Below are 12,350 nucleotides of genomic sequence, written 5' to 3' on the forward strand. Positions count from 1 at the left end.
CCACCGACCCGGGGGTGGGGTTAACCCCCCTGTCACTCGGGTGTCTGCGCCAGTGTGTCCGGGCCCGCCGGTCGGCAGCCTGGAGGCATGACCACGAACCAGACCCACACCGTGCGGCGCCCGGGGGCGCCCGTCGACGCGGCGGAGAGCGCCGGCACCGTGCTGGAGGCGCCCGCCCACCGCCCAGATCAGTCCCGCAGCGCGGTCGCGCTGTGGTCCGTGCGCCACAAGTGGCTGGTCCTGATCACGTCCTTCGCTATCGTGCTCGGGGGCGTGGCTGCGATGGCCGGCATCGGCATCAGCACGCAGGGCCAGAACGACCAGCTCGTCGGGGACTCCGCGGCGGCGTTCGAGATCCGTGACGCCGCTGACTTCGGCGAGGCGCCGACGGAGTTCATCATCGTGACGGACCCGGACGGACCGCTCGACCCGGCGCGCAGCGAGCAGCTCGCTGCCGAGCTGACCTCGGCGTATGAGGCGGCGCCCGGTGTGACCGCCGTCGGCCAACCCTTCCCCGGGGCTGACGGGAGCCTGGTGCTGCCGCTGGAGTTCGCCGAGGGCGAGGAGGGCGAGGCGCAGCAGGTCGCCCGCTCCGTCGAGATCACCAGTGAGCTGGGAGCGGCGCACCCCGACCTGACCGTCGGACAGTTCGGCGAGACCTCGCTGGACAACGAGGTCAACGGGGTGCTCGGGGATGACTTCCTGCGTGCCGAGATCTTCTCGATCCCGGTCACCCTGATCGTGCTGCTCCTGACCTTCGGCGCCGTGGTGGCCGCGGGGGTGCCGCTCGTGCTCGGCATCGGGAGCGTCGCGGTAGCCCTGGGTGCCACCGCCATCGTCTCCAACGGCATCCTGCCCGTCGACCCCAACAGCCAGAGCCTGGTCCTGCTGATCGGCCTGGCCGTCGGCGTGGACTATGCGCTGTTCGTGCTGCGCCGAGCCCGGGAGGAACGGCACGCCGGAGCCACCGTCGAGGACTCGATCGCGATTGCCGGGGCGACCGCCGGCCGGGCCGTCGTCATCTCGGGTGTCACCGTCGTCATCGCCATGTCCGGGATGCTCGTGGCCGGCGGCCTGTTCACCTCCCTCGGGCTGGGCGCCATGCTGGTGGTCGGGGTCGCAGTGCTGGCCTCCGTCTTCGTGCTCCCCGCGATCCTGGCCGTGCTGGGGGACAAGGTCGAGGCCCTGCGTCTCCCCTTCACCCGGCGCCGTGAGGCCCGCCGCGGGTCGGTCGACACCTTCTGGGGCCGGCTAGCCGGACGGGTGACCAGGCGCCCGGGGGTCGCCGCGGTCGTCGTCGGTGGCCTGCTGCTGGCGCTGGCCTTCCCGGCCCTCGGCATGAAGACCGCCATCGGCGGCGTCGAGACCCTCCCCAGGGACCTCAAGGCCGTGCAGGCCTCCCAGCAGTTCTCGGCCGCTGTCCCTGCGGAGTCCACGGTCCTGCAGGTCGTCGTCAGGGCGCCCGCCGAGTCGGCCGACCGGGTCGAGGCTGTGCTGCTGGGTGAGTCGGAGGACGCCACCGCGCTGGATCTCGTCTCGGCCACCGACGAGGAGGTCGTGCGGTCCACCGACAGTACGGTCAGCACCTGGAACATCGGCACCGAGATCACGGCCAGCGACGACCGGTTGCACGACGTCGTCGACGAGGTCCGGGCCCAGGTGATCCCCGACATCGAGGCCGGCCTGGCCGGCGTCGACGGTGTGGAGGTCCACCTCGGCGGTCAGGCTGCCGTGACCGATCTGACCGACTGGATGGACCAGAAGCTGCCGTGGGTCGTGGGCTTCGTGCTGGTGCTCGCTCTTCTGGTGATGATGGTGTCGTTCGGCTCGCCCGCCCTCGCCATCGCCACCGTGGGTCTCAACCTCCTGTCGGTCGGGGCCGCCTACGGTGTCCTCGCGTTGGTCTTCGGCGGAACCTGGGCCGAGGGACTGCTCGGCTTCACCTCAACCGGTGCGATCGCGGCCTGGCTCCCGATGATGCTGTTCGTGCTGCTCTTCGGACTGTCGATGGATTACCACATCTTCGTCACCAGCCGGATTCGTGAAGCTCGTGACAAGGGAGCCTCGGCCGCGGAGGCCATCCGGGTCGGCGTGGCCCGCTCGGCCGGTGTCGTCACCGCCGCAGCGGCCGTCATGGTCGGGGTCTTCTCGATCTTCGGCACCCTCTCGATCCTGGAGATGAAGCAGCTCGGCGTCGGCCTGGCCGTGGCGGTCCTGCTCGACGCGACCATCGTCCGCGGAGTCCTGCTCCCGGCCGTGTTCGCCCTCCTCGGCGACCGGGCCCACACCGGTCCGTCCTGGCTGCCGCGACTGCACCACTGACCCTCGCCGGCACCGGGCAGGCGTGGTCAGCCCGGCACCACGGGCCGGTCCGATCAGCCCTGCACCACGGGCCGCAGCCAGTCGAGCAGCGGTCGCACCTCGCGCCAGCCGGTCCGGACCTCGTCCAGGAGAGCGGGCGTGGTGACGATGTCGGCGTCCTCGATCCACCGCAGGGCAGAGATCGTCCGGTGCCGCAGCAGGTCGATCCGCTCGTGGTCGCGGCTCCACCCGCGAGGGGCGGTCTTGAGCTGGTCGCCGCCGACCTCCCAGCCGGCACCGCGCAGCTCGGCCACCACCCGCTCCAGCGTCGCCCCGCGTGGACCGGCCACCGCCTCGCGGTAGGCGGCGAGGGTCGGGGCGTCCATCTGGTAACAACCGCCGCCGAGCCGGAACCCGTCAGCCGACACCTCGGCATACCAGCCCGTGCGGCTCCCGGTGCTGACGTAGCCGCCCTGGTGGGTCTTGTAGGGACTCTTGTCCGCGGAGAACCGCAGGTCGCGGTTCGGCCGGAAGACCCTGCCCGGCCCGAACTCGTCCTCCAGCCCCTCGAGCAGGGCGGTCATCGGACCGCGGACGCCCGCCTCGTAACGCTCCCGGTTGGCCTGCCAGAACCCGGTGCTGTTGTCGAGCTCTAGCTCGGCGTAGAAGTCGGCGGCGTCGTGCGGGAACCCGGGGAAGGCCATGCCCGCCAGCGTATGCCGTGGGGTCGGGAAAACCTGGGGCGCACCGTCCGCGGGACGCGGCAGAATCACTGTCATGTCCCTCACCTGGCGCGCCCTGACCCGCGACGACGTGCCTGCCGGGGTCGCGCTCACCAACCTGGTCGGGAAGGTCGACGGGACGGGTGAGGTCACGACCGAGCAGGCGACGGCGGAGATCTTCGAGATGCCCCGGTTCGACGTGTCGACCGACACGGTCACAGTCTGGGACGGGCAGGAGCTGCTCGGGCTGGGCTCGGTGTTCTGCCGTGATGCGCTGGTCGAGGGCCGTGCCATGGTCGGGCTGGACGGGAGCGTCCACCCCGACCACCGGGGCCGCGGCATCGGCAGTGCGCTGCTGGACCGGCTGGAGGCCCGCGCGGTCGAGCTGGCGGGCACGGTCCACCCGGCGGAGCCGCTGCGGCTGCGCAGCTCCGGCGGACTGCCCGACTCCTCCCGTCAGCGGCTCCTGGAGGCCAGGGGCTACCAGCCGGACAACTACTTCGTCACCATGCAGGTGCAGCTCGCGGACTGGCAGGACCCGGGGTCACCGTCCACCGCCGTCGTCCCCGACGAGGCCCAGCTGCGCGGCACGCTGGACGCGCACAACGACGCCTTCCGGGACCACCGCAACTTCAGCCCCATCGCCGCCGACCAGTGGGAGCACTGGCGACGGTCCTCGACCTTCCGTCCCGACCAGTGCCGGGTCGTGGCGGAGGGGGACCGCGTCCTCGCCTACGTGATCACCGGCGAGAACGAGGAGGGGGTCATCCACGTCGAGCTGGTCGGCACGCGGCGTGAGGCACGCGGCCGTGGGCTGGCCCGACAGGTGCTGCTGTCCTCGCTGCGGGCCGCACGGGACGCGGGCTACCGGGTCAGCGAGCTGGAGGTCGACTCGACCAGCCCCACCGGCGCGGACCGGCTCTATGTCTCGGTGGGCTATGAGTCCGTGCGGGTCGTATCGCGCTACTACCGCGATGTCGACCCGGTCCAGCCCGGGTGAGCGAGCCTGCCTCAGCACGCCGTGGGGCGGACGAGACCTCCCTCAAAAGGTGCTGGGGGCGGGCGAAACCTCCCTCAAAAGGTGCTGGGCGCGGGCGGAACCTCCCTCAAAAGGTGCTGTGGGCGGGCCGAGTCTCCCCAAAAATTGGGGAAGTCTGGGCCGCGCGCAGGGTGCGGGCACCCAGCAGTGCCAGGCCCATCGCCAGCCAGGCCGCCACGACGGGCACCACGAACGCCGGCTGGTGACCACCCCAGTCGGCGAGCCGGCCCGCGATGCTGGACCCCACGGCATACCCCAGTCCGGTCGTGGCCGCCAGGATCGTCATGGCGGCGCCGAGGCGACGCACCGGGGTGATCCGCTCGGCGAGGGTGAACGTCGTGATCATCGTCGGGGCGATCGCGACGCCCAGCACCAGCAGCGCGACCGTGAGCAGGCCGAGACCGTCCACGGCCAGCAGCGGCAGGACCAGCACCGCCAGGGCCACGGTGAAGGCACGCAGCCGGCTCTCGTAGGCGTAGGTGTCGGGGACCGCGATCACGGCCAGCCCGGCCAGCACGCTGCCGATGCCGAGCAACGCATGGAACAGACCTGTCAGCCCCGGCTCCCCGGCATCGGTCGCGAGCACCGAGGTGCCGGCCTGCACCGAGCCGAAGATCATCCCGACCGACAGCTGGACCGCGGCGAGCACCAGCAGCGACGGGGTGAGCAACCGGCTCGGCCCGTGACTGGTGCGGGTCGCCGGCCGGCCGACCAGGGCGGCCGTCGGATGGATCGCGAACCAGGTCCCGAACGCCGCCAGCAGGACCCCCGCGGCAACGATCGCGGCACCCGGGTTGACCAGCGCGCCGACCACGCCGACCAGGGCTGGGCCGAGGACGAAGGACGCCTCGTCGGCAGCACCCTCGTAGGAGAACGCCGCGTCGACCACGTCGCGCCGCTCGACGCCGGCGTGACGGCTGATCGGCCGCCAGCGCACGCGCGCCATCGTGCCGACCTGCGGGGTGAAGGCACCGGCGACGGCGGCGACCACGAGGAGGGGCCACCAGGCCTGGCCCTGCTCGTAGGTGTGGGCGAGCAGCACCAGACCCAGGAGGCCGAGGGAGCCGACGACGGACTGCACGAGGAGGACGGGGCGCTGCCCGACCCGGTCAGTGAGCGTGCCCGCGAGAGGGGAGGCGACGGCGTTGGCCACCGCGAGCGCGCCGGCGGTGGCACCCCCGGCGCCGTAGGATCCGGTGACGCCGGAGACCAGCAGCATGGCACCCAGCTGGGACATGGCCAGCGGCAGGCGACCGAGGAAGGCCACGAGGACATAGACGGGGCCGGTCAGGGCAAAGAGGCGTCGATAGGACGCGACGGGTGACACGCAGGATCCTCCGGGAGACAAGAAGGTGAAGCCGCGCCATCCCACCCCTGGCGCGTGAACCCTGTGCGCCACCATTCTACCGGTCCCTCGGGCTGCTCCGGGCCGTGCCGTTGGTGAGACCGGTCACCGTGACCACCCACTCACCGGCTCGGACGCACGCAGCCGGCTGTCGGCATACGGCGGGAATCACGAGGGCCCCGACCGCGCGGTGCGGTCGGGGCCCTCGTCGAGGCTCAGGTGGGATCAGGACGTCGGGATGACGTCCGGGTACTCCTCCAGCCAGGCGTCGATGGCCTCGGCTTCCTTGCCCTCGCCGTACTCGTTGACGACCATGTCCTCCAGGGCGCCGTACTGCTCGTCGTCGAGCTTGATCGAGCCGATCAGCTCGGCCGCCTCCGGGAACTCCTCAGCGAAGCCCTTGGTGCCCAGGAAGTGCAGGGCCTCTGCCTCGCCGAGCGCACCCTTGGGGTCCTCGAGGTCCCTGACCGGGAACGCGCTGTTGGCCCAGAATGGACGCCACAGCGTGACGACGATCGGCTCCTGGTTGTCGGTGGCGTCCTTGAGCTGCGCGAGCATCGCGGTGGTCGAGGACTCGACGAGGGTGAAGTCGTCCAGGCCGTACTCCGGGATCACCGACTCCTTGGTCTGACGGGTGAGGCCGGCACCGGGCTCGATGCCGATGATCTGCCCGCCGAGCTCGTCGACGTGCTCCGGCAGCTCCTCGATCGAGGTGATGTCGCTGTACTCCGGGACCGCGAAGGTCAGCTTGGCGTTGTCGTAGTACGCCCCGAGGTCCTCGATGCGGTCGCCGTACTCGTCCATGTAGGCCACGTGGGTGACCTCCGGCCAGGCGCTGGGATAGATGTCGACGTCACCGTTGGCCAGGGCGGTGTAGAGCGGCGCGGCCTCGGTGAGGGTCTCCATCTCCACGGTGTAGCCCTGCTCCTCCAGGAGGTGCTCGAGCAGGTAGGCGGTGGACAGTCCGTCCGTCCAGGACGGGATGAAGCCGAGGGTGATGGTGCCGCTGGCGCCGCCCTCGCCCCCGGCGGCCGCGGTGCTGTCACCGCCGTCGGCGGTGTCGTCGGCTGCCTCGTCCGCGGCGTCCTCGTTGGTGCCGTCACCGGCGTCCTCGGAGCCGCAGGCCCCGAGGGCGAGAGTCAGTGCGAGGGCGGACGCGATCGTGCCCGCGGTGCGTCGGTTGCGGTGCAACCTCATAGGGATCGTTCCTTTCTTCCTTCTGGGAGCCGGCGCGAGCCGGCCTTGCTCGGTGTGAGTGTCGATCCGTTCGGTGGTCAGGAGGCGGTCGTGCTGGGCTGCCTCCTCGCGGTGGTGTTGCGTCGGATCAGGGACCGCAGGGACTTGTCGGAGCCGGAGCCGCCGACGGCGGCCGTGAGCCGGTCGAGGTAGATGGCGAGGACGACCACGGAGAGCCCGGCCTCTGCACCGAGACCGATGTTGAGGGTCGCGATGGACTCCACGACCTTCTTGCCGAGGCCGTCGGCGCCGACCATGCCGGCGATGACGGCCATGGACAGGGCCAGCATGATCACCTGGTTGATGCCCGCCATGATCGTGGGCACCGCGAGCGGCAGCTGGATGCCGCGCAGGATCTGACGCGGGGTCGCCCCGAAGGCCTGCCCGGCCTCGACGGTCTCGGCGTCCACCTGTCGGATGCCCAGCTCGGTCAGGCGCACGCCGGGGGGCAGGGCGAAGACGATCGTGGAGAGCACGCCGGGCACGTAGCCGATGCTGAAGAACAGGATCGCGGGGATCAGGTAGACGAAGGCCGGCATGGTCTGCATGAAGTCCAGCACCGGTCGCACCAGGTTGCTCACCAGGTTGTTGCGGGCCGCCAGGATCCCGATGGGCACGGCGATGAGCACCGCGGCGGCCGTGGCGATGACGACCAGGGCCAGGGTCTGCATGGCCGGGATCCACATGCCCATGGCCACGATGAGGGCCAGCGTCAGGGCCGAGCCGACCGCGAACTGCCAGGACCGCAGCAGGAGGCCCAGCAGCGCCAGGGCCACGATCATCACGTCCGGCGGCACGAGCAGCATCACGTCGATGAGCCCGTTGATGAGGGTGCCGAGCACGTCGCCGATGGCGCGGAAGATCTCGCGGAAGGTGCTGTTGAGCCAGTCGACGCCCTGGTCGACCCAGTCGCCGACTGCGACGCCGGGGATCACGGTGGTGAGCTCTTCCTCGTTCATCAGCGCACCTCCGTCCCGTGGTCGACCCCTGCGGGTATGCCGACAGGCACGTTCTCCAGGGTCTGGCCGTTGCCGTTCGACTGGCCGTTGCCCATGGCCGCGAGCAGCGTCACGTCGGGGATGACCCCCACCAGCCGTTGGTCCTCATCGCGCACCACGAGCGGCGCAGGGCTGCTGGCGGCCTGGGTGAAGAGGTCGCTCAGCGTGGTGTCCGGCGAGGTGTAGGGAAGCTCGGCCCGGTGGAGCGGGAGGACGTCGGTGCCCTCGCGGACCGCCGCGGCCACGTCGTGGGACCAGACGAGGCCGTGGACCGTGCGGTCCCGGTTGACGACGAGGAGCCACGCGAGCTGGTGCTCGCGCATCAGCTTGTGCGCGGCCTGCGGGCCCGACGTGGAGCCGAGGACGGCGACCGGCTGCTCCATGACGTTGGCCGCCGTGAGGACCCGGGTGCGGTCGACGTCCTGGACGAACTCGGCCACGTAGTTGTTGACCGGGTTGTTGAGGATCTGCTCGGCCGTGCCGATCTGCTCGATCCGCCCGTCGCGCATCATCGCGATCCGGTCGCCGAGGCGCATCGCCTCGTTGAGGTCGTGGGTGATGAACAGGATCGTCTTGTCCAGCCGCTGCTGCAGGTCGATGAGCTGGTCCTGCATCTCACGGCGGATCAGCGGGTCGAGGGCGCTGAACGCCTCGTCCATCAGCATGATGTCCGTGCCGGCGGCCAGAGCGCGGGCCAGGCCGACCCGTTGCCGCATGCCGCCGGAGAGCTCGGAGGGCATTGAGGCACCCCAGCCCTTCAGGCCCACCATGTCCAGGGCCTGCTCGGCCCGGGCGCGACGGTCGCTGCTGTTCATCCCCTGCACCTGCAGCCCGTAGGCCGCGTTCTCGCCGACGGTGCGGTGCGGCAGCAGCGCGAAGTGCTGGAAGACCATGCTGATCTTCTCGCGGCGGACCCGGCGCAGACCGACCGCGTCGAGGCTGCTGATGTCCGTACCGTCGATCACGACGGTCCCGGCCGTGGGGTCGAGCAGCCGGTTGACCGTGCGGATCAGGGTTGACTTGCCCGAGCCGGACAGCCCCATGACCACGAAGATCTCACCCGGGTCGACGCTGAACGTGGCGTCGATCACCGCGGGTGTCAGTCCCCGGGACCGCAGCTCCTCCCGTGTTCTTCCCTCCCGGAGGGCACGCACCCCGCGTTCGGGGCGGCGCCCAAAGATCTTGAATACTCCGTCGGCCTCTAAAGCAGGCACAGGTCTCCCGTGGTCGGCAACACTTATCCCGGCACACCCCTGACGCGACGGACGTCCTGACCGGGGCCATCGTTCCGAAGCGCTCAGACTCGGTGCGCCGAAGCACCCCGACGGTAGCAAGGTTCGGGGAGCGAGGCCCACAAGGTCACGGCAGGGTCACGCCGTGGTCACGAGTTGGCAGACAATTGGCCTCCCTCGCCGGGAGCTACCGCAGGCGCGGTGAGAATGGCACGCGGTCGCCGCCCGCGCGGCACTCCTCTCACCGTACGCGCGGCTCCGGCAGCTCCGGAGGAGTGGCGCTGGGCGCCTCCTCGAGGCGGCGGAGGACCTCCGCGATGGCGCGGTCGAGCTGGGGGTCGGCCGGCCCGAAGAAGTCGGCGGGGGAGTGCACCACCTCGATGTCGGGGTCGACGCCGTGGTTCTCCACCCCGTAGCCCTTGCCCTCCAGCCAGAACGCGTAGCGCGGCTGGGTCACGGAGGTGCCGTCCACCAGGTCGAACCGGCCGTCGATGCCGATGACACCTCCCCAGGTCCGCACGCCGATGACGGGGCCGATCCCCAGGGCCTGGGCACCGGCGTTGACGATGTCTCCGTCGGAGCCGGAGTTCTCGTTGGCGACGAGGACGACGGGACCGCGGGGCGCCTGGTCGGGGTAGGAGTAGGCGGCCGCGAAGTGGCGGCCCACACCCCAGCCGACGACCCGGCCCAGCAGGCGGGAGAGCACCATCTGGCTGGTGTGGCCGCCGCGGTTGTAGCGCACGTCGGCGATGAGTCCCTCGGCGCGGGCGGCCCGCCCGAGGTCGCGGTGCAGCTGGGCCCACCCGGTGCTGGTCATGTCGGGCACGTGGAGGTAGCCGACGCGGCCGCCGGAGTGCTCGCGGACGTAGTCGCGGCGCGACCGGACCCAGTCCTGGTAACGCAGCACCTCCTCGTCCGCCAGGGGCACGACCACGACGCGGCGGTCCCGACCGTCGCGGCGCAGGGTGAGCTCCACGGGCTTGTCGGCCGCGCCCACCAGACGCGGTGCCGGACCGAACGCGGGGTCGACCGGCGAGCCGTCCACCGCGACGACGAGGTCGCCCTCCCGGGCGTCGACACCGGCAGCGCGCAGCGGCGAGCGGGCGTCGGGGTCGGTCGTCTCGCCGGGCAGGACCCGGTCGATCCGCCAGCCGTCGCCCGCGGGCGACAGGTCCGCGCCGAGCAGGCCCAGTCGCCGGGCCTGGTCGCCGAGCGGGTCAGCCGGTGTCACGTAGGCGTGCGAGGTGTTCAGCTCGGCGACCACCTCCCACAGCAGGTCCACCAGGTCGTCGTGGGTGCGCAGCGTCGACACGAGCGGGCGGTAACGCTCGGTCACCCCGGCCCAGTCGACGCCGTCCAGGTCCTCCCGCCAGTAGTGGTCACGCATGAGCCGCGCGTTCTCGTCAAACATCTGGTGCCACTCGCGCTGCGGGTCGACCTCGAACCGGAGCCGGGACAGGTCGACCGTCACGGCCTCACCGGCGTCGTCCTCGGGTTTGTGGTCGGCCGGCTGCACGATCACCTGGTCCTTGGCGGTGAGCACGACGCGCTCGCCGTCACCGGACACGGCGTAGTCGTCCACCCGGTCGGCGATCGTGGTGACCTTGCGCTGCTCGAAGGACCAGAACTCGAGGGTGTCGGCGGTCGGGTCGCCGGCCACTCCGGCCCGGCGGGTGCCGAGGACACCCGCCTCGCCGGCGATCCGCACCCAGAGCAGCCCGCCCTTGGCCGGGCGCAGGTCGCGGTAGTCGCCCGAGGCGACCGGGAACGGGACGATGCGCTCCTCCGCGCCCTCGGGGTCCAGGTCCGGACTGGCCGGCGGTGGCTTCGGCCGGCCGGCCCCGTCGCCGGAGGTGTCGTCGTCCGGGTGCGGCTTGCTGATCCGCCACCCCTGGGCGCTGGGGCCGAAGGGTGCGGGGTCGGTTGCGGCCAGGGGCAGCAGCCACGGCCTGGTCGAGCCGGTGAAGGACAGCATGAACTCGTGGGTGTCGTAGGTCGGGTCGAACGTCCGGTCGGACAGGAACACCAGGTAGCGGCCGTCGTCGGTGAACGCCGGTGACCGGTCGTTGAGGTTGCCCTCGGTGAGCACGACCGGGCCCTCGTCGCGCGTCACGTCGGTCACCACGAGCTGGAACCGCTCGCCCTCGCGGGTGGGCTGGGCCCAGGCCAGGTAGCGCCCGTCCGGCGAGAAGACCAGCGACCGGGGCTCGCCGTGCTGGGAACGGCCGAGGGGGCGGATGCTGCCGTCCGCGACGGTGACCAGGCTGAGGCGGCCGTCGTGCGAGACGGTGGCCACGGTCTCCCCGTCGGGAGCGGAGGAGGTATGCAGCACGCGGCCCAGGGCGCCGCCGGCCAGTCTCCGGGGCGGCTGGCTCCCGTCGAGGTGGTGCACCTCGAGGGCGTCCTCGCCGTCGGCGTCGCTCACCACCACGGCCTGTCCGCTGCGGCCGAGCAGCTCCGGCTCGCGGACGCGCACCGCCGGGTCGGCGACGAGTGCGCGGGCCGGTCCCTCGCGGTGGCTGAGCCAGAACGCCGTGCCCCTCCAGCCGACCAGGCTGGCATCGCCGCCGTGGTCCGGCACCAGGGTGTGGAGCTGGTCGGTCGTGTCGGCCGAGTAGGTCGCCGGCGCGCCGACGGGGACATCGATCTCGAGACGGCGCGGCTGGCCGGCGAGGTCCTCCAGGAGCCACAGCACGCCGTGGCTGTGCCACACGATCCGCGTGCCGTCGGTGCTGGCGTCGCGCACGTATCCCTCGGCCGGGCCCTGGTGGGTGAGCTGGGTCGGCTCGCCGCGCTGTGGGTCGTCCCACAGCCACAGGTTGGCCTGTTCGGTGCTGCGGTCGGGGAAGGTGGCTGCCCGGTCGGAGACGAAGACCAGCCGGTCACCGATCCACATCGGGTCGACCAGGCCGGCCTCGTCGTCGGGGAGGAGCCCTGTCCAGCTGCCGTCGCCGGCGGGATCCAGCCACAGCCGGGGTGCGGTGCCACCGCGGTAGCGCTTCCAGTGAGCCGGCTGCCGGCTGCCGGGGGTGCTGAGCGCGACCGCCCCGTCGGAGCGGACGGCGACACCCCAGGCCGGCCCGTAGGTCAGCCGTTCGACGGAGCCGTCCAGGGCGACGGCGCGCACCGTGAGGTGCCGGATGTTGGCCTCGCCCGCGTGGGAGGCGGCGAGCACACGGCCGTCCGCCGTCCACCCCAGGACCAGGGTGTTCTTGGCGCCCCACCAGGTGAGCCGGCGGTTCTGGCCGGTCGCCAGCTCCACGACGACGACCTCCGGGTGACCGTCGCGGTGCGAGATGTAGGCGATGTGGGTGCCGTCGGGGGAGAAGCGTGGCGTGCGGGCCGGGGCCGCGTCGTTCGTCAGCCGCCAGGCGCGGCCGCCCGACAGCGCGGCCAGCCACACGTCGTCCGCGGCGACGAAGGTGACGAGGTCACCGTGCAGGTGCGGGTAGCGGAGGTAGGGCGAGGTCACCTCGC

Annotated in this window: 8 protein-coding genes; 2 read left to right on the forward strand and 6 right to left on the reverse strand. The window is 71.7% G+C overall.

Annotated elements, in window-relative coordinates; genetic code table 11:
• Window positions 1-87: 87 nt before the first annotated feature.
• A complete protein-coding gene (locus DA085_RS04050; RefSeq protein WP_109471657.1) occupies window positions 88-2,322 on the forward strand; it encodes an MMPL family transporter in 2,235 nt (744 codons plus the stop codon).
• Between the two features lie 53 nt (window positions 2,323-2,375).
• Here the strand turns inward: DA085_RS04050 and DA085_RS04055 are convergent, their stop codons facing one another.
• Window positions 2,376-3,080, reverse strand: a complete 705-nt coding sequence (locus DA085_RS04055; RefSeq protein WP_237565300.1) for a DUF2461 domain-containing protein — start codon at window positions 3,078-3,080, stop codon at window positions 2,376-2,378.
• Here DA085_RS04055 and DA085_RS04060 point away from each other — a divergent pair.
• Window positions 3,079-4,023, forward strand: a complete 945-nt coding sequence (locus tag DA085_RS04060; RefSeq protein ID WP_161958408.1) for a GNAT family N-acetyltransferase — start codon at window positions 3,079-3,081, stop codon at window positions 4,021-4,023. The genes DA085_RS04055 and DA085_RS04060 overlap by 2 nt on opposite strands.
• Before the next feature lie 106 nt (window positions 4,024-4,129).
• On the opposite strand, the gene DA085_RS04065 is transcribed toward DA085_RS04060, so the two are convergent.
• The 5 genes from DA085_RS04065 to DA085_RS04085 form a co-directional block, all read right to left on the reverse strand.
• A complete protein-coding gene (locus tag DA085_RS04065; protein WP_109471660.1) occupies window positions 4,130-5,389 on the reverse strand; it encodes an MFS transporter in 1,260 nt (419 codons plus the stop codon).
• 243 nt (window positions 5,390-5,632) lie between these two features.
• Entirely contained in the window at window positions 5,633-6,604 is a 972-nt protein-coding gene (locus DA085_RS04070; protein WP_109471661.1) for a glycine betaine ABC transporter substrate-binding protein, read from the reverse strand.
• A 77-nt stretch (window positions 6,605-6,681) separates the two neighbouring features.
• Window positions 6,682-7,602: an ABC transporter permease gene (locus tag DA085_RS04075; protein WP_109471662.1), complete on the reverse strand. Its 921-nt coding sequence runs from the start codon at window positions 7,600-7,602 to the stop codon at window positions 6,682-6,684.
• A complete protein-coding gene (locus tag DA085_RS04080) occupies window positions 7,602-8,855 on the reverse strand; it encodes a quaternary amine ABC transporter ATP-binding protein (RefSeq protein WP_109471663.1) in 1,254 nt (417 codons plus the stop codon). The genes DA085_RS04075 and DA085_RS04080 overlap by 1 nt, the downstream gene beginning before the upstream one ends.
• A gap of 259 nt (window positions 8,856-9,114) precedes the next feature.
• Window positions 9,115-12,345, reverse strand: coding sequence for a S41 family peptidase (locus DA085_RS04085; RefSeq protein ID WP_109471664.1), 3,231 nt, complete (start codon window positions 12,343-12,345; stop codon window positions 9,115-9,117).
• Window positions 12,346-12,350: the final 5 nt, after the last annotated feature.

Source organism: Ornithinimicrobium cavernae, assembly GCF_003121625.1.
Lineage (GTDB): Bacteria > Actinomycetota > Actinomycetes > Actinomycetales > Dermatophilaceae > Ornithinicoccus > Ornithinicoccus cavernae.

What these genes read in the sequence shown, in the direction of transcription:
- DA085_RS04050 (WP_109471657.1), top strand. Translation starts at nt 88, where the DNA reads ATGACCACGAACCAGACCCACACCGTGCGGCGCCCGGGGGCGCCCGTC.
- DA085_RS04060 (WP_161958408.1), top strand. Translation starts at nt 3,079, where the DNA reads ATGTCCCTCACCTGGCGCGCCCTGACCCGCGACGACGTGCCTGCCGGG.
- DA085_RS04055 (WP_237565300.1), bottom strand. Translation starts at nt 3,080, where the DNA reads ATGACAGTGATTCTGCCGCGTCCCGCGGACGGTGCGCCCCAGGTTTTC.
- DA085_RS04070 (WP_109471661.1), bottom strand. Translation starts at nt 6,604, where the DNA reads ATGAGGTTGCACCGCAACCGACGCACCGCGGGCACGATCGCGTCCGCC.
- DA085_RS04075 (WP_109471662.1), bottom strand. Translation starts at nt 7,602, where the DNA reads ATGAACGAGGAAGAGCTCACCACCGTGATCCCCGGCGTCGCAGTCGGC.